Below are 16,501 nucleotides of genomic sequence, written 5' to 3'. Positions count from 1 at the left end.
AGGTGGGGCCCTTTTTTAGGATGAACAGCTATGGCTCAGTACGGTGTTGAAACCTGGGACGCCTCAGGCAGGGTGAACAACTATGGGATTAAGCCAGTCAGTGTAAGTGGATATCTTCAGTTGGCTCAGAACCAGAAAACAGGCTCTTACTCAGTCGTGCTTCCACCGGGGTGCAAGCTTTCTTACTTTCAGATCATGAGCGGTGATCAGTGGGGAACGAGCCGGAGGAAGATCACTATTTCAGGTGGCACCGCTACGGTATCGGCAGTGGGCGATACCGACTACTCCGCAGGGACTGAGCCTGCGGCTGCGGCGTATCTCATTTTCCAGATAGAGAGGGCATAAATGGCGCAGTATGGCGTTTTACTGACGACTACGGCCGGAGAAGTATGGGTCACCGCTAACAGTTCGCCTATTTCGTTGCAGGCACGGAAGACAGCAGAACTACACGGGACATCGGGTTTCAATACCAAAGTGACGCACACATTTCCCTTAGGTCAGCCCGTTGCCGCCTTCGTTCATTGCACGGTTGAGGCGGAAATCACCCAGACGATAAGCGGGAACACTATCACGGTTGATTTCCTCAGACCAAATGCAACCGGCACAGCGTACGTTTATTTTTTCTCTATTTTCCCACAGACAAAGCCAGACTACGGGCTTGCCGTCTGGGATGCGTCAGGGACGCTTATTTTGACAAACGAAACGCGCACACTCAGTGATGTGGTAACCCTCGGTACTACAGGAGTAGATGCAAGTTCAGGTTATAACATCAATACCACGCTGGCGGGGAAATGGGCCTGTATGCCTGCCATGCTGGGTCTAATTACTGGAGTTATATCGGCCGGCGGCCAGCCGCAGCCCTACTCGGCGATTTACAAGAGCATGGCAAAACTTGAGGGGGGCAATACGCGAATATTCGCCAGACCACAAACAACGCCCAGCGGAAACCTTCAGAACGTCGCGTATTCAAATCTTAGAAACGTGATTATGGCCATCAACTGCTCCAACTACGATTGATCGTTTTCAGCGATCAATCTTATGAAATTGATCTACAGAATCAATTATATCCCTTTGATTCATCTTGTTATTGTTTAACCTCTTGAATCTTCTGGGATATAACCACTATGAAATACATGATTCTTTGCCTGGCGGTGGCTGCATTGCTCTCTGGTTGCGCTGGCGTTCTTCAGAAGCAGCATCCCATATGTACCGGAACGGCCCTGATCGGCGGACAGGAGAACATCGTCCAGATTTACGGAGTGCGGAAGCAAAGTAATCAGACCCAGTACCGCGCCGGTTACCCATTTAACTGGAATTGGGTTAGTGCCAACACGTTCATCAGCACCACCTGCCAATAGCTCATTCTGTTTCAAAACAAACCTCGCTCCGGCGGGGTTTTTTATTGCCCGTAAGGAGTACAGATGTCTGCAGGAACTATCACCCTCACAAACGGATCCGCTATTGTTGGCGGTTCCGGAACCTCTTTTACTACCGAACTTGCCGCAGGTGACTTCATTGTCTCAACTGTGGGCGGTGTGCCCTATACGCTCCCAGTGAAAACGGTTGACAGTGGTACGCAGCTCACGCTTGTCAGTAACTTCACCGGGCCATCGCAATCCGGTGCGGTCTGGTCAGCAGTCCAGCGCGTGGCCCTGAATATGGTCACAGCGGCGCTGGTTGCCCAGAGTGCAGAAGCGCTGCGTGGACTGAATTACGACAAACAGAACTGGCAAAGTATTTTTTCTGGAAAGGGCAATGTAACAGTAACTTTGCCGGATGGGACGAAATGGACAGGACCAGCATGGAATAGCATTACCACTACTCTATCAGGCAAGGCGGCAAAAGGTGCAAACGATGACATTACCTCGCTAAGCGGACTCACTACAGCGCTGTCTCTGGAGCAGGGTGGTACTGGTTCGACAACAAGCGCTGATGCCCTTAATAAATTAGGAGCACTGCCTGTAGCTGGGGCTTCTGGACTAAAAGCGAGATACCGATTTAATGCTTCAGGCGGCAGCGTAGGTATTATCTTTGACGATACAGGCCTGTCAGGATACGGAAGCCTTTTTAATGACTGGGATAAAAAGGCGCTTGCATTCAACTGTAACTTCAATGGTAACGGTCAGTTCGCAGTACACACTATACACAGGTATGTTTATCCAGGTGTATCTGCAGGGTGTTTTTATAGCGGGCTTACCTCGGATATTTCATACCAGATTGGACATTTATCATCTTCCGGAAATTTAACCGCATCTTTCTCATTCAACTATGAAGGTTCGGCATTCGCTAACAATGGCACATGGACCAGTGCTTCTGATGTTCGTATAAAGCGCGATGTTAACCGTATTGAGAACCCATTCGAAAAAATGCGGAAAATCAGAGGAGTGACGTGGTATCGCAAAGATAGTGGTGAATTTGGTATTGGCATGATCGCTCAGGAGATTCAGGAAGTATTCCCTGAAGCTATAAAAACTAACGGCTTCAGCCTTACCATGCCTGATGGTGAAGTGGTGGAAGACGTTCTTTTCCCGGATACAGTTGGTGTGTCAGCCGCGCTGCATCACGAAGCTATCCTAGTGTTGATGGATAAAATTGAGATTTTGACGAAAAAAATTGAAGCCTTACAATCAGGAAGTTGATGGATCCGCCACTCATCATATGCAAGAATGGTCGGCGGCTAAAATCTGCTCACAAAGAGCTGTTGGCATAAAATTTACAAAATTCATAATTCGAAGCGACATAGAAACTTAGAAACGAAACGGCGAAGCTTTGAACAGCCATGATAGATCCTCTATCTTGCGGGCATACCAAAACGAATCTACTGTATATAAAAACAGTATTTGAGGTGTATGCAATGGAATTCATCAGGCCAACAGAACTGCGAGAAATTATCGCTCTTCCGCTTTTCAGTGACTTAGTACAGTGTGGTTTCCCAAGCCCCGCAGCTGATTACGTTGAACAGCGTATCGATCTCAACGAGTTACTTGTCGCTCATCCGAGCTCCACCTATTTCGTCAAAGCCGCGGGTGATTCAATGATCGAAGCCGGGATAAGCGACGGTGATCTGCTGGTGGTGGACAGCTCGCGCACGGCTGAGCACGGTGACATTGTGATCGCCGCGGTGGAAGGGGAGTTCACTGTTAAACGCCTGCAGCTGCGCCCGACCGTGCAACTCAACCCTATGAACAGCGCCTACAGCCCGATTGTTGTTGGCAGCGAAGACACGCTTGACGTTTTCGGCGTCGTGACTTTCATCGTTAAATCTGCGAGCTGAATATGTTTGCTCTCTGTGATGTGAATTCGTTCTATGCATCATGCGAGACTGTATTCAGGCCGGACCTGAGAGGGCGGCCGGTTGTCGTTCTCTCAAATAACGACGGCTGCGTAATCGCGCGCAGCGCCGAGGCCAAGGCGGCTGGAATCACCATGGGGGAGCCATTTTTCAAGCAAAAGGAGCTTTTCCGGCGCGCTGGGGTTGTTTGCTTCAGCAGTAACTACGAGCTGTACGCAGACATGTCGAACCGGGTAATGACAACGCTGGAGGAAATGAGTCCTCGCGTCGAAATTTACAGTATCGATGAAGCTTTTTGTGACCTGACGGGTGTTAGGAACTGCCGGGATCTGACTGACTTTGGCAAAGAGATCCGCGCTACGGTTCTGAAGCGTACGCACCTTACCGTTGGCGTTGGCATTGCCCAGACAAAAACACTCGCTAAACTCGCCAACCACGCCGCAAAGAAATGGCAGCGGCAGACGGGCGGGGTAGTGGACCTGTCCAATATCGACCGTCAGCGCAGATTGTTGGCTCTGGTACCAGTAGAAGACGTATGGGGCGTCGGAAGGCGTATCAGCAAGAAGCTTAACGCCATGGGCATCAAAACGGCTTTGGATCTCTCAGAACAAAGCACCTGGATTATCCGCAAGCACTTTAACGTGGTACTTGAGCGAACGGTCAGGGAGCTGCGCGGCGAGCCATGCCTCGAGCTAGAGGAGTTTGCACCAGCTAAGCAGGAAATCGTCTGCAGCCGGTCTTTTGGTGAACGCGTCACAGAATATGAGCAGATGCGTCAGGCCATCTGCAGCTATGCGGCCCGTGGTGCTGAAAAGCTTCGTGGTGAGCACCAGTATTGCCGGTTTATCTCTGCGTTCGTGAAAACCTCTCCCTTTGCGCTTAACGAGCCGTATTATGGTAACAGTGCGTCCATCAAGCTTCTTACCCCCACTCAGGATTCACGCGACATCATTAACGCCACGGTAAAGTGCCTGGACAAAATCTGGAAAGACGGACACCGTTACCAGAAAGCCGGCATTATGCTGGGTGACTTCTTTAGCCATGGTGTGGCCCAGCTCAACTTGTTCGACGAGAACGCGCCGCGCGCTGGTAGCGATAGGTTGATGAAAGTTCTGGATTATCTGAACGCGAAAGATGGAAAGGGAACACTTTATTTTGCCGGGCAGGGCATACAGCAGCAATGGCAGATGAAACGGGATATGTTATCTCCACGATATACTACGAGGTATTCAGACCTAATAAAAGTCAGATGATTCTTTAAACGGTATATTCATTCGAACCTAATTATCGGCTATGAGTATTAAGAGTAATATGTCTACTACTATGTTTTTGTAATGTAAATAAGCCCCTGCAATTATACAGGGGCTTATGGATATGATGCCGGGTGCCTCCCGGTGAGTCATTGAGCTAACCACTCGTGACTCGCTGCTTCAGAAATTCACGATGAGCCGCTTGATATACAAATCATCAGGTTAGTTAGCCCTGCCGCTGAGGAGGATTCATCATAAAGCCGAATGTAACAGCAATGCTTAGCAAATGATACAAAATTTACTGATGTGCCTCATGATTTTCTTTCGCAGTTTTCACGGTCACGGTATTTTCAGATGGTGAAGGTTAAAATATCGATGTTCATTTTTTTACTTTAAGTCTTGAAACAAAGGTTAAGGTTTTATCTTCTGGGCAAATCATTAGAAAAATTGCTGTAGGAGACTCTTCTAAACGTGTAATTCCATGCAGCATCTGGTAGAGTCTTTTTTTTAGTTTTTCTGCTCCATCTTTTTCAGACTCCCACTCTAAAACTGCCTGACCCTCTGAACCAATGAATGCATGGGATGGTAGTTTAACGCCTCGGTTTGACTTACTTGAATAGTTTCGGTCATGCAAGAGACCTAAGATAAGAGGGTTGATATTATTATCTGAGAATGGGGCTTCAATAACTATTAATACTGTGTAATGTAGGATTTTCATGGAAGCCTTATGGTTGCTTCAGCAATAAAGTCATATTGCCATGGCGTTGGATGTACAAGTCTTAATTATAAATGTTTGTGTGGGGGTAAAAAAAGGCCTGCGTTAAGCAGGCTATAATAATTAAACGTAGTTATAATAATGATTTCATGAATGTTGGCGTTGAATCCCAAGCGTCAAAGATACTTCTGCGCCGCATCTAATATTTCCTGAGAGGTAAGCTCTCGATCTGAAGCCACATAGACCACTTCATGGTCACCTGTTAAAGAAGGAAAACCTGCTGACATTATCTGAAGGTTTATCACTTCTCCATTAGGATATTCTTCGCGTATTGATGTCACACCTTTAAGCACAGTGATAACTTTACTTGGCTTACCATTAAAAAAAATGATTACTTTTTTCATATATCACCATGTATTTTGAAGGCTTTTAGCCCCTGCAGGTGTTCGAAAGGGGGCTGTTTGTTCATTTTTTTTGCCTCTTTCGAAATTAAAATAAGCATTATACTGACTTAACGTGTACTGTAACGGTCCATTTGAACTGGAGAAGTCTATGTCAGCACATAAAAACACTCAATTCCGCCGAAATTATTTAGTAAAATGCCCTTGTCCAAACTGCTCAAAAGATTCCGAACATAGTTACAATCGTGTACAAAAGGGGGCTCAATTGGTGTGCCCATACTGCTGTGCTTTATTCAAATCTCCCCAGCGCTTCTAAAAAAATTAATAAAAAAATAAGAAGTGATGCTTTTAGAGGCTGCCTAACCTCTTACGCACTTTAATATTTTATAAGCAGTTAGCTTCTGCTTTGAGACTGTTCATGCAGCAGTCCTGCATTTCATCACATCGGTCAGCAAACTTGATGGTAAGTAAACATGCTGGCCTGTTGTAATGATGTGCGTAACCGAACAATCACCTTCCACTGATAAAGTCATGCTGGCTTAAGTTAAGTCAACCATCTAAAAATTATCTATCGCAAAGTGTTACATTGGCAGCGATTGGACCTTTAGTTCCAGCTATGATAGCGAATTTGACTTTTTGTCCTTCAAATAGAGTATTAAATGTTTCTCCCAGCAGGGAAGAAGTGTGAACAACAACATCTTTACTTCCATCGAGTGGGGAGATAAAACCAAACCCCTTATCTTCGTTAAACCACTTAACAAGACCTATGATTTTAGATGACATACAAACTCCGTTTGAACATTTCAACTGACAAGCAAGCTCATGATAAGAAACGTATGCTGGTATATGTATGGACTCAAGAGGAGGAGGTATCAGAGATAACACCTGGTTATGAGAACGGCTTTTGGAAAAGTTAGATTCATCATCACAACGAATCAGTCAAACCATTAAGGCACGTGTTGAAAGATTAAGCAAATTTTATTTTAGCCTTCCGGAAGGCCAATAAGATAGGATTAGCTATTATTAACCAATCCTGTATAGTCAAATCTGGATTGCCATTAGGAAAATATTTGTCTCGTAAAATGACAGGAATTGTCAAAAGTTTTGACTTCAAGAGCGGAAAGGGATTGATTATCCCATCAGATGGCAGAAAAGATGTTTTTTTACATATTTCTGCATTAAGAAATAATGAAAGCCAAACGTTAAAACCTGGCGTTCGTGTTGAATTTTATCGTATAAATGGGCTTAGTGGTCCGATGGCTGCAAATATATTTCTTTCTTAAAGTGAGATAATATTGAACCAAATATAAAGTACACATCAAAAGTACATCAGATTATATATCTATTTGTTCTATCAATTTTCTCCCCTGATTTTTTACATTTCCTACTTCACGGGTCACAGCATGCCAGATAAACATCTCAGCTGGTACAGAGCCGTCAGATACAATCTCTTCCGCTTCTTTCCCTCCAACGTCCTGGCGCATCCATTCCCGGGCCGCTTCTGGCGATAGGACCAGGGGCCGGCGGTCGTGAATATCCACTAGGCCTTTGTCAGCGGCAGACGTTACTATCAGAAAACCTTCTGCCTCATCGCCTCGCTCAAACGGTGTGCTGCCGATAGCCGCCATAAAAATCGGCTGACCGTCTGCCCGATGGATAAAATAAGGTTGTTTCTTGTCACCTTCTTTCTTCCATTCGAACCATCCATCTGCAAAGCAGATCGCCCGGCCATGTTGCCACAGAGGTTTAAACATTCTGCTTGCGGCCGCGGTTTCGACGCGAGCGTTAATCAGTGGCGGCTTATCCCACCATCCGGGCGCATAACCCCAAAAAACCGGATCAAGATGCAGCTGCTCGTCGCGTTCGCTCAACAGCAGCACTTTGGTGCCGGGCGCGACGTTGTATCGGCCAATAGGTTCAGGGTCGTATGCGATGTCGCGATCAGCTTCATCGGACAGGTAAGCCAGGTATTCTTCACGCGTTTGAGCTTGTGCAAAACGCCCACACATAGAAACCTCCACCCAGATGTCAGACTTAAAGTATAGGGCAGGGAGAAGAAGGGTGGCGCACTGGCTAGTGTTAGGGGCAAATTTAGGGGCAAAAATGCGAAATAGGGACAAAAAAAGGGCATTAAAAATGTAGTTCTGGGTAGCTTTAGGGAGAAGTTATTATGCTATAACTAATTGAATTCAATGGTAAAGTAAATGATATCAATGAGTTGGCAAAATCAGCGTAGCTTATTCAGGTTGTATTGCTCTTTTTTGTTAATCTCTTGATTCTGTTGCATTGAGTACTACCTTCGGAGCCAGCAGGGGCAAAAATTGTATGCCGCGTATGGTACGGATTCCGGCGGCGAATGCCAGCACGTTTTACTGCTGCGTGAAATCTGGCGCCGATACGTGATAAAGGGTAGCGTTCAGACGTTTGGATACGATAGCGACTTTACGGCAAACGGCGCAGTTGTGGCGCAATCATCTCCGCCAGTATCAATGTTGAAGATTAGCAGTAAGCATGCTGTAATGAGCTTACTTAATTTGAGGGTAACTTGAGCTAAGATTTAAAAATGATAAAAACTTCTACTCTTTTCCTTTGTACTTCCTTATTTTCAAGTATGGCTTTTGCAGAAAATTACTACATACCTCTACTTTATAACTTATCGACTAGGTTTGATTTCAATCCAGTTAAGGGGGCTGTTAAATCCTTAGATACTGATGTTGAGGAGAATGGAAAAATCACTTATAAAATCTCCATCAGACTGAATAAAAATGGTTGTGTTGATAGCTTAAACCTTGATAATGTTTCTTCTGGGCATGAAACCATTCTAAAATATACAAATGGAAGTCTTATTGGCCATAGAGATGGCAAGCCTTTCTCAATACAACTTGATGAAAAATGTCACATTATGAGTGAAAATGAAAATGGTGACGAGTTGCGTTACACTCTTTACCCGAATGGATTAATTAAAGACACCTATTTTTTAGGCAAAAAAATATCTGAACATTTTTATGATGAAGACGATAATTTGACGCGCTCTGAATTTTATAGTTCAGAAAGCGTTATGTCTAAAAATGAAATATCTTATGTTGATAAAAAAAGAAAGCCTCTTGATTATAAACTAATAAACTCATCAGTTTTCTCGGAGGGGTATACAGCAACCAGTTCTTGTCATTATAACGAAATGCTTGTGCCTGAAATATGTAATGCCACAGTACAGAACGCAGGTAATCCGGCGCCGAAACCAGTTTCAATGACAGCGCATACGAAAGTTGAATTCTACTAGACTTAAACGATTCCAATAAGCTACCTCCGGCGTCAGGTTATTCAGGCATTCATGAGGACGCTCGCTGTTGTATTCATTCAGCCAGCGTTCAGTGATTTCCCGGGCTTCATTCAGCGTTCAGAACAGGTAAAAATCCAGGATTTCTGTCCGGTACGTCCGGTTGAACCGTTCGATAAACGCATTCTGCGTCGGCTTACCCTGCTTGACTTGCTTATCGGATAAACCATTACAATGTTCATCTGCGGTTGGGCTTGGTAATGGCTAACTCCATTTAAACGATGCGTTTTTTTTATTGAATGTTATTGATGCATTACTCCATTCCTTGCCATCAAGTAACATTTCCACACACTGGGTAGGGTAGAGGTCATCGGCTGGCTGGAACCGCTCATATTCGGAGTCAGGGTTAAGCATCACATCATGATTAACGTTGACTATCCATCCATCGGGGTTTTCAGGATCGGATTGGCGAGTGCATAGCAGTCTGGCCTGGTAGAAGTCATCCGGGAGCCCTTCCAGCATGCAACCGGTAGCCCACTGGATAAGCTGTTCATTTGAATATTTCTGAGGAGCGGTATGTGTTTCTTGCTGTTTGCTTATTAATCGCTTAAATGTGTTCAGAAAGGGGAACATGTCATTTTCCTTTAGCTTGTAAGTTAGGCATTGTAGGGCAATTAGCGAGATTAGATCCATTCAATGGTTAATATCACCGCTAGCGCATAACGCCATTGATTTTCCTTCCATGGGAGAAAGCAGTCATTATTTGATATAAAATCTTCGACAAGACGTAAACCAAAGCACAAGCCCAGCGCCACCCATGATCCCTGTGTGCCAAAGCGGAAGTAACTTACATTGTGCTAGGGTGTTTTATCGGGACGAGTTCAACGAAGGTACTGGCTGAATGCAAGAGGAATTTAAGATGAATATAGAAACGGTCCGCTTAATCCTGGAACCCTTTAATGATTCACATTATGAAGGCTTAAGGGTAATGGATAGTGATGCTGAGGTGATGCGCTATATCAATAAGGGTATCGTTAAAACGCCTGAAGAAACCTGGGAGGGCATCAGAAGGGTGCAGGCTCGCTGGGATAAGTATCATTTCTCGTGGTGGGCTATCAGAGAGAAATCTTCTGGTGCGATCGTTGGTGCAGCATGCCTCCAGCACCTGGCGAACGTGGAGGGGGCACCATTAGAGATTGGCTGGCGCCTCGTTCCTGAACACAATGGCAAAGGCTATGCTACAGAGGCAGCGAAAGCGATCGTTGATTACGCTGTAGAACGGGTGGGAGCATCTTATCTGGTGGCCGTGGCCGATCCAGAAAATATCGCATCGCAGCGTGTAATGAAAAGGTTAGGTATGTCTTATAAAGCCATAGAGCGGCATTACGATACGGAATGCGTTGTGTACGAGCTTAACATGAGTAAGCCTGCTTAATTAAGCGACACATCACTGCCACTTTATCTCAGCTTACAGCACCTCAACCAATTCAAATTCTTCTGCGATCAGTTCCATATCTTCAGAAAAATGGCCTTCGCGGAAGAAAAATCGCTGATGCTCTTTCTGCCAGTATTCAAGGCTTAAATCACCTTCACCCTCTTTGCGAGCGAATTCCTCATTAACATCGCAAAAACGCACCAGCCGCATGGAAACCAGCCGGATCACACAGACCGGGACATTCTGACCATCAAGGATTATGTTGTGGCTTCCTATCCGTGGAGCAGATACATCCTGCGAGTACGAGGCAAAAGATCCGCAGGTGGCCGTTTTGAGCCCTTTTTTAATCAGGTCCGCAAGCGCGTTCGCCAGTTCCGGGCTGTCACCCATTTGCCAGGCCGCTGCGCCTGGGTACTTCATTTTTAATTCCTCAACCTTAACCATTGAAATCCCTTCTCAACCCTTGACCATAAGAAACATAATAGCGGTTTTAGCATAAACTCCCTCGATATTTGAAGCGTAATCGGCTTTCCTTCTACTTTTGTACACAGGCTGGCTGGAATACAAAGGGTTGCATGCATTGGTTGTGTAAATATATTCTTATGGGGGTATCTGTGTGGTGTATCTGCTGCCTTCAGCCCGGCGCGTGACGTTATAATCAGTAACGAGTCATCGGGATGCTATCGGCACCACGCATTTTTTGTAACTTTTATCCCATTGGAAGGGGTTAGCGTGTTCAAGCTTAATACATCTCTACTGGCGGTTTTGCTGCTGTCAGGCTGTAGCTCCGATCTGGTTCTCAACCCACCTAAGCAACCTGAATACAAGTCGATGCCTGAAATAACGCAGTCTGTGACGCCATCACAACAGCGTTCAATCATGGCTGGCGAGCGGCCTGACTGGTCAGAAAGAACGCCGGTCAAGACAATAAAGCAATACTAATAAGCACGTAACAACCAGGGCTGCCGTTCGGCGGCCTTTTTATTTACCCATTTGAGAAGGTGCAAAGATGGAGCCTGGTTTGGGGAAAATTTCTGACGGCGGACATGGTATTTCTTTCTTTATCAACCATGCTTAAGGCGAAGATAATTCAATCACTTCAGCATCACCGAAGCGGCAACGTCACTCGAGTCGAGAACCCTGAATGCGCCACGCACCTATCTCCATAGCTGCAGCCACGGCAATTTTTGTGCTGGGCGTTTTTATCATCAATATCCAGGTCTGGTACTCGGCGCGGGCTGACAGCCTTGCCGGGGCGCACTACGTCGTCAGGAATATGCACGTTATTCTTACAGAAGCGCATCATGCGACCCAGGTTGCAATGCGGCTTGCTGAGAATGAGTGTGATGCTGAAGGACAGTATCGGCTCGGCACCGAAGCGGCATTACAACCCCATTTGAGAACGATCGTTATTCTGAAAAAAGATGCGGTATGGTGCTCCTCCTTGCCGGGAAACCGCGTGTTGTTGGTTAACGGCTCAGCGCTGCCTGAAGCGCCATTGTTACTTGTTCCATCGAAAAGTACGGTCAACGGCCTGCCGGTTCTCTTATACCAGACAAACCATGCCGGAAGCCGAATCATGGTGAGCATCAGCGACAGCCATATCCGGGATGCGCTGAATATGCCACTACGTGGCGTGGCGTATTCGCTGCTGGTCGGCAATCGTCGTTTAGGCCAATCAGGCGATGTCTTGACGGCAGCCCATTCAAACAACGATGTTCTGACGTTAAAAGACGTTGATTATGCCTTCGCGATTCAATTTAACGCTCCGCCTCTTTTTAGCCTGACGCGATTATTCGACCAGGCCGGTGGAGTGGTGTTATTTCTGCTGCTCGTTTCCTCTCTTTCTGCTTATCTTCTGCAGCGATATCTGTCTAAGGATATTTCGCCGGAAGAATCGCTGCGTACCGCCATCTACAGAAATGAAATTATTCCCTATTACCAGCCCGTCGTGAGCGGAAAAGAGGGCACCTTGCGCGGTGTAGAGGTGCTGGCCAGATGGAAGCATCCGCAATCCGGGTTTATTTCTCCCTCGTCATTTATTCCTCTTGCTGAAAAAACAGGGCTAATAATTCCACTAACCCAAAGCTTAATGCGTCAGGTTGCAACGCAGATGAATGCAATTTTTACGCTGCTGCCGGAAGGATTTCATGTCGGGATTAACTTCAGCGCGTCTCATATCGTTGCCTCTACCTTTTTTGAAGAGTGTCTGAATTACAAGCGCAGCTTTGTTCAACAGGATCTTAATCTCGTTGTGGAGGTGACCGAGCGTGAACCTCTCCACGTAGATGAACATCTCGTTAAGACCCTGAATGCGCTACATGAAATAGGGTTTGCCATTGCCCTGGATGATTTTGGAACGGGATATTCTGGCCTGTCCTACCTGCAGGACCTGCATATTGATTACATCAAAATCGACCAAAGCTTTGTTGCCAGGGTTAATGAGAATGAGGATTCCACCCTGATTCTGGATTCAGTACTGGAACTGGCAAAAAAACTGTCAATCCGTATTGTGGCGGAAGGGGTTGAAACCCAGGAACAGCTTGATTACCTCATGCGCAATAACATCACGTTTTTACAGGGCTACTTCTTCTACAAACCCGTTCCTTTTAAGGAGTTGATAAAAATTCTGTTATCGAAGCCAAAGGTTAAAGTGAGGGTGGAGTGACTTTGTCCCGTTGTCAGCAATTCCCGCCCGATACATTCATAAGTAGCGTATAATGCGGCGTCGAAAACCGCTCAACACTTCTCTGGCCAGTACTATGACCCTCAATCGCGTTTGTTATTTACTCCTGCTCTTTGCTGCGATCGGCAGTCTTTTTACCTCGAGCCCTTTGGCTATGTGGTTTCTGCTGATCAATATGCTGACGTTGGTCATGTATGGTGCCGATAAAATAGCGGCGCGGAAAGGCATGCGCAGGGTGCCGGAAGCCACGCTGCTGGTATTTGGCGTAACGGGCGGCTGGCCTGGCGCGATTGTGGGCCAACAGCTCTTTCGCCATAAAACACAAAAGCAGCCGTTTAAAACCTACTTTTTCTTAAGCATTGTCGTCAGCATCGCCGTGATGGCGGCGGTTTACCATTTCTCGCCTGTTTCTTCTTTATGGTCGTTTTGACATCAAGTTAATCTGAGTTTTTCAGATGCCAGCACTACGTTGATAAGAACGGTCATTCGGATAGCGCGTCGTGAATAAATCCTCCATCACTGCCAATAGTAGTAGGACTATTCTTAAGGGGTTGCTGTTTTTTGCACAATCTGAATAATACGTGCAACAACACGGACGACAACATCCCATGAAAATAGTCTCTATTACGCTGGCAGCGCTGGTGCTTTATTCTGCACCTGCCTGGTCCGCTTTTCAGGAGCGGGAATATAATACCTGGTATATGAAAAATGCGGTGCTTTATGATATGACGCAGACCTCGGAAGGTTTTCCCGTCATGGTGAGCGTATCCCAGCCTGGGAGAAAATCCGCTAATTTGCTGGTGTCATATATTACGGAAGGCCGCTGTGGTGAGAATAATCTACCGCTTAATGTGAATGGTAAAGTGCTGCCCGCCAAATATAATTGTGTTCAAATAGGAAAGAACAGAATTGAACATTTTTCAGTGGTGGATGCAGACAGCGTTAATGGCATGGTGACGCATCTGAAATCTGATTTCACTATTCTCCTGCAAAACGATATCAAAATTTGGGCAGCAAATATCAAAGCGCCAAAATACGGGCTAACCCCGCGCTTTTAAAATCATGCTACGCTTGTTTGTTGTATCAGGAGCATGAGTATGAAGAACAAAGACGAACAAACAGGATTAGTGGGGCTGGCGATTGGGGCGGCCGTTATTGGGCTGGTTTCTGCCCAGAAACCAATCGATCGCGACAGCATTGTTGATGAGCTGGTCAGGCTCGGCAGGCAGAAAGGCGATGGTGTAGAGGATGAGGTTTTCGTCAAGGCTGCTGACCTGGTGAGGAAGGGGATCTAGCCATGGCTGATATTCGTCATGCGCAGTGCCATTGTGGCGCGGTGGCCTTTACCGTTGCGCTAACGGATGGCCTGAATACCGCGCGGCGCTGCAGTTGTTCCTTTTGTCGCATGCGGGGTGCGGTCGTCGTCTCTGCGCCGCTGTCAGGGATTACCGTGACCAAAGGTGAGGATAAGCTCACGGAGTACCGCTTCAATACGGGAACGGCACGGCACTTTTTCTGCTCGGTGTGCGGAATTTACACGTTCCATCAGCGGCGTTCTAATCCAAACGAATACGGCGTGAATGTGGCCTGCTTTGATAACGTCTCACCGTTCGATTTCCCTGAAGTGACGGTGATGGACGGGGTTAACCATCCCTCGGATGGAGATAGCGGGGTGTTTGGCTACCTCTCTTTTCGCAAGAAAGGAACAGGTCAGGCGTAATTGCCGCCTGGCCACTCTGTAATCAGCCTGGCTATAGTGGAGTGTGGTTATCTGAAACAGGAGAAACTATGCTTTGTGTTGAAAAAGACGATCCGCGTGAGGCCCCTGAATCAGGTGATAAAAAGCCTCAACCCGTAAAAAAATAACGCAACCTGTGCGTTTTCCCGCCACCGGCACTGCTGGTGGCTTTTCATTTCTCAGGGAATACTGTTGACCGCCATCCAGGTGGTTCAACACAGCACTGAGATGCCCGACAATATCAGCAAAATCAAAAATTAACGCCATCCAGATGAGCGCTAAAAGAGTTAGTACGACAACAGATACACGACCAAACAACGCTGTTATCCTTAGTGATGGAAAGGCTATCACCTGAGTTTAAACAGCTTTACCTCAACTTACCCTCAACCACGTGATTTCAGAACCTGCTTTTTGTGACGAACGTCAAAAGATGGGTGAGCCCGCATACTGATGCGGGCTCTGGCAATCAGAACTGGTAAACCAGACCCAGTGCCACGACATCATCCGTGCCGATGCCGTTGTTTTTGTAGAAGCTGTCATCTTCATCCAGCAGGTTGATTTTGTAATCAACGTAGGTGGACATGTTTTTGTTGAAGTAATAGGTTGCGCCGACGTCAGCGTACTTAACCAGATCCTGGTCGCCCTGGCCGTTGCCAAGGTCCTTGCCTTTAGACTGCAGGTAGGAAAGGGACGGACGCAGGCCGAAGTCGAACTGGTACTGTGCGGTCACTTCGAAGTTCTGGGTTTTGTTGGCAATACCGCCGCCTGAAGTGCTGTCACTGGAACCATATGGCGTCATATTGCGGGTTTCAGAGTACATTGCCGCCAGGTAGATATTGTTAGCGTCATATTTCAGACCCGCGGTCCATGCGTCCGCTTTATCGCCGCCAGCATATTGAGATGCTGCACCGGTGCCTGCGATCACCTGGTCATTAGTACGATCTGAAGAGGTATACGCTGCACCCGCAGTAATCCCCATGCCAAAGTCATAGGTTGTGGAGATACCGAAACCGTCACCGTTTTGGTTACGAATGTTGTTATCAGAACGGTTGTTCGTTCCTTCCTGAGAACAACCATTTTCGTCACAGTTGCTGCCTTCATTTTTGCCCTGATACTGCAGCGCAAAGTTCAGACCCTGCACCAGACCATAGAAGTCGGTGTTACGGTAGGTTGCTACGCCATTGGCGCGGCCGGTCATGAAGTTGTCGGCTTTGGTGTAGGAGTCGCCGCCGAACTCAGGCAGCATATCGGTCCAGCCTTCCACGTCGTACAGTACGCCATAGTTACGACCGTAATCGAAGGAGCCGTAGTCGCCCACTTTGATACCGGCGAAGGCCAGACGCGTCCAGGACTGGTTATCAGACCCTTCGGTGTTATTGGCCTGAATGTTGTATTCCCACTGTGCGTAGCCAGTCATCATGTCGTTGATCTGGGTTTCGCCTTTAAAGCCCAAACGCATGTAGGTTTGATCCCCGTCAGCGCCTTTATCATCGGAGAAATAGTGCAGACCATCTACTTTTCCGTACAGATCTAATTTGTTACCGTCTTTATTATAAATCTCTGCTGCATGAGTTGCGCCAGCCATTAACAGAGCCGGAATCATCAGGGCCAGTACTTTTCTTTGCATTTTGATATTCCTTTGCGGTTGTTTTTATTTAATTACCTGTTGAACTTTCCGAATACGAAAGTTGTCTCATGCTAAATCAC

General features: G+C 46.6%; 24 protein-coding genes and 2 pseudogenes. 17 read left to right on the top strand and 9 right to left on the bottom strand.

Annotation, left to right across the window (positions count from 1 at the left end; translation table 11 throughout):
• The first annotated feature begins 30 nt into the window (after positions 1–30).
• The 6 genes from ACEPLT_RS12035 to ACEPLT_RS12010 all read left to right on the top strand — a co-directional run bounded on the left by ACEPLT_RS12035 (position 31) and on the right by ACEPLT_RS12010 (position 4,545).
• Positions 31–345 (top strand): hypothetical protein, encoded by a 315-nt coding sequence (locus tag ACEPLT_RS12035; RefSeq protein WP_232927679.1) that lies wholly within the window; start codon positions 31–33, stop codon positions 343–345.
• Positions 346–1,017 carry a hypothetical protein gene (locus ACEPLT_RS12030; RefSeq protein WP_248248841.1) on the top strand — a complete coding sequence of 224 codons (672 nt, stop codon included), beginning with the start codon at positions 346–348 and terminating at the stop codon, positions 1,015–1,017.
• Positions 1,018–1,124: 107 nt separating this feature from the next.
• Positions 1,125–1,358, top strand: a complete 234-nt coding sequence (gene cor / locus ACEPLT_RS12025; RefSeq protein ID WP_248248840.1) for a phage exclusion lipoprotein Cor — start codon at positions 1,125–1,127, stop codon at positions 1,356–1,358.
• A 63-nt stretch (positions 1,359–1,421) separates the two neighbouring features.
• Entirely contained in the window at positions 1,422–2,639 is a 1,218-nt protein-coding gene (locus ACEPLT_RS12020; protein WP_248248839.1) for a tail fiber domain-containing protein, read from the top strand.
• A gap of 215 nt (positions 2,640–2,854) precedes the next feature.
• Entirely contained in the window at positions 2,855–3,274 is a 420-nt protein-coding gene (locus ACEPLT_RS12015) for a translesion error-prone DNA polymerase V autoproteolytic subunit (RefSeq protein WP_020884462.1), read from the top strand.
• 2 nt (positions 3,275–3,276) lie between these two features.
• Entirely contained in the window at positions 3,277–4,545 is a 1,269-nt protein-coding gene (locus tag ACEPLT_RS12010; protein WP_248248838.1) for a Y-family DNA polymerase, read from the top strand.
• A gap of 376 nt (positions 4,546–4,921) precedes the next feature.
• On the opposite strand, the gene ACEPLT_RS12005 is transcribed toward ACEPLT_RS12010, so the two are convergent.
• Positions 4,922–5,260 (bottom strand): hypothetical protein, encoded by a 339-nt coding sequence (locus ACEPLT_RS12005; RefSeq protein WP_126296580.1) that lies wholly within the window; start codon positions 5,258–5,260, stop codon positions 4,922–4,924.
• A 173-nt stretch (positions 5,261–5,433) separates the two neighbouring features.
• Positions 5,434–5,661: a hypothetical protein gene (locus ACEPLT_RS12000; protein WP_025910815.1), complete on the bottom strand. Its 228-nt coding sequence runs from the start codon at positions 5,659–5,661 to the stop codon at positions 5,434–5,436.
• 148 nt (positions 5,662–5,809) lie between these two features.
• Here ACEPLT_RS12000 and ACEPLT_RS11995 point away from each other — a divergent pair, with 148 nt between their 5' ends.
• Positions 5,810–5,974 (top strand): YnfU family zinc-binding protein, encoded by a 165-nt coding sequence (locus ACEPLT_RS11995; protein ID WP_214581253.1) that lies wholly within the window; start codon positions 5,810–5,812, stop codon positions 5,972–5,974.
• A 248-nt stretch (positions 5,975–6,222) separates the two neighbouring features.
• On the opposite strand, the gene ACEPLT_RS11990 is transcribed toward ACEPLT_RS11995, so the two are convergent.
• A complete protein-coding gene (locus tag ACEPLT_RS11990; RefSeq protein ID WP_045370991.1) occupies positions 6,223–6,441 on the bottom strand; it encodes a cold shock domain-containing protein in 219 nt (72 codons plus the stop codon).
• A 287-nt stretch (positions 6,442–6,728) separates the two neighbouring features.
• Between ACEPLT_RS11990 and cspF the strand changes: the two genes are divergently transcribed.
• A complete protein-coding gene (gene cspF / locus ACEPLT_RS11985) occupies positions 6,729–6,941 on the top strand; it encodes a cold shock-like protein CspF (RefSeq protein WP_071787680.1) in 213 nt (70 codons plus the stop codon).
• A gap of 51 nt (positions 6,942–6,992) precedes the next feature.
• Here cspF and ACEPLT_RS11980 read toward each other — a convergent pair whose 3' ends face one another.
• Complete coding sequence (locus ACEPLT_RS11980; RefSeq protein WP_023344259.1) at positions 6,993–7,667, bottom strand: SOS response-associated peptidase; 675 nt, start codon at positions 7,665–7,667, stop codon at positions 6,993–6,995.
• 313 nt (positions 7,668–7,980) lie between these two features.
• Positions 7,981–8,070, bottom strand: a pseudogene (locus ACEPLT_RS11975) (hypothetical protein); the annotation flags it as partial.
• A 151-nt stretch (positions 8,071–8,221) separates the two neighbouring features.
• On the opposite strand from ACEPLT_RS11975, the gene ACEPLT_RS11970 reads away from it, so the two are divergent.
• Positions 8,222–8,938 (top strand): YnfC family lipoprotein, encoded by a 717-nt coding sequence (locus tag ACEPLT_RS11970; protein ID WP_074168394.1) that lies wholly within the window; start codon positions 8,222–8,224, stop codon positions 8,936–8,938.
• Here ACEPLT_RS11970 and ACEPLT_RS11965 read toward each other — a convergent pair.
• Together ACEPLT_RS11965 and ACEPLT_RS11960 are read right to left on the bottom strand one after the other, a co-directional pair.
• Positions 8,903–9,145: pseudogene (locus ACEPLT_RS11965) on the bottom strand (integrase core domain-containing protein); the annotation flags it as partial. The gene ACEPLT_RS11970 and the pseudogene ACEPLT_RS11965 overlap by 36 nt on opposite strands.
• Before the next feature lie 54 nt (positions 9,146–9,199).
• Positions 9,200–9,568, bottom strand: a complete 369-nt coding sequence (locus ACEPLT_RS11960; protein WP_008501270.1) for a hypothetical protein — start codon at positions 9,566–9,568, stop codon at positions 9,200–9,202.
• Between the two features lie 286 nt (positions 9,569–9,854).
• On the opposite strand from ACEPLT_RS11960, the gene ACEPLT_RS11955 reads away from it, so the two are divergent.
• A complete protein-coding gene (locus tag ACEPLT_RS11955) occupies positions 9,855–10,370 on the top strand; it encodes a GNAT family N-acetyltransferase (RefSeq protein ID WP_023344256.1) in 516 nt (171 codons plus the stop codon).
• Between the two features lie 33 nt (positions 10,371–10,403).
• Here ACEPLT_RS11955 and ACEPLT_RS11950 read toward each other — a convergent pair whose 3' ends face one another.
• Positions 10,404–10,814 carry an ASCH domain-containing protein gene (locus ACEPLT_RS11950; protein ID WP_232927690.1) on the bottom strand — a complete coding sequence of 137 codons (411 nt, stop codon included), beginning with the start codon at positions 10,812–10,814 and terminating at the stop codon, positions 10,404–10,406.
• Positions 10,815–11,102: 288 nt separating this feature from the next.
• Here ACEPLT_RS11950 and ACEPLT_RS11945 point away from each other — a divergent pair, with 288 nt between their 5' ends.
• The 7 genes from ACEPLT_RS11945 to ACEPLT_RS11915 all read left to right on the top strand — a co-directional run bounded on the left by ACEPLT_RS11945 (position 11,103) and on the right by ACEPLT_RS11915 (position 14,922).
• A complete protein-coding gene (locus tag ACEPLT_RS11945; protein ID WP_131797652.1) occupies positions 11,103–11,312 on the top strand; it encodes a hypothetical protein in 210 nt (69 codons plus the stop codon).
• A gap of 202 nt (positions 11,313–11,514) precedes the next feature.
• The gene (locus ACEPLT_RS11940; protein WP_248248836.1) at positions 11,515–13,038 is read left to right on the top strand and encodes an EAL domain-containing protein; all 1,524 of its coding nucleotides are present in this window, start codon (positions 11,515–11,517) and stop codon (positions 13,036–13,038) included.
• 94 nt (positions 13,039–13,132) lie between these two features.
• Positions 13,133–13,486, top strand: a complete 354-nt coding sequence (locus tag ACEPLT_RS11935) for a DUF1294 domain-containing protein (protein ID WP_032667215.1) — start codon at positions 13,133–13,135, stop codon at positions 13,484–13,486.
• A 178-nt stretch (positions 13,487–13,664) separates the two neighbouring features.
• On the top strand, positions 13,665–14,114 hold the full coding sequence (locus tag ACEPLT_RS11930) for a hypothetical protein (RefSeq protein WP_021240258.1): 450 nt from the start codon (positions 13,665–13,667) through the stop codon (positions 14,112–14,114).
• A 39-nt stretch (positions 14,115–14,153) separates the two neighbouring features.
• A complete protein-coding gene (locus ACEPLT_RS11925; protein ID WP_008501277.1) occupies positions 14,154–14,351 on the top strand; it encodes a hypothetical protein in 198 nt (65 codons plus the stop codon).
• A 2-nt stretch (positions 14,352–14,353) separates the two neighbouring features.
• A complete protein-coding gene (locus tag ACEPLT_RS11920) occupies positions 14,354–14,776 on the top strand; it encodes a GFA family protein (protein ID WP_008501278.1) in 423 nt (140 codons plus the stop codon).
• 68 nt (positions 14,777–14,844) lie between these two features.
• Positions 14,845–14,922 carry a hypothetical protein gene (locus ACEPLT_RS11915; RefSeq protein WP_223239581.1) on the top strand — a complete coding sequence of 26 codons (78 nt, stop codon included), beginning with the start codon at positions 14,845–14,847 and terminating at the stop codon, positions 14,920–14,922.
• 338 nt (positions 14,923–15,260) lie between these two features.
• On the opposite strand, the gene ompC is transcribed toward ACEPLT_RS11915, so the two are convergent.
• Complete coding sequence (ompC, locus tag ACEPLT_RS11910) at positions 15,261–16,421, bottom strand: porin OmpC (protein WP_008501279.1); 1,161 nt, start codon at positions 16,419–16,421, stop codon at positions 15,261–15,263.
• Between the last annotated feature and the right edge of the window lie 80 nt (positions 16,422–16,501).

The sequence above is a fragment of the Enterobacter sp. fkY84-1 genome, from assembly GCF_052974705.1.
Note: the sequence above shows the minus strand (reverse complement) of the source record. Positions and strands in the feature narration are given on the sequence as shown.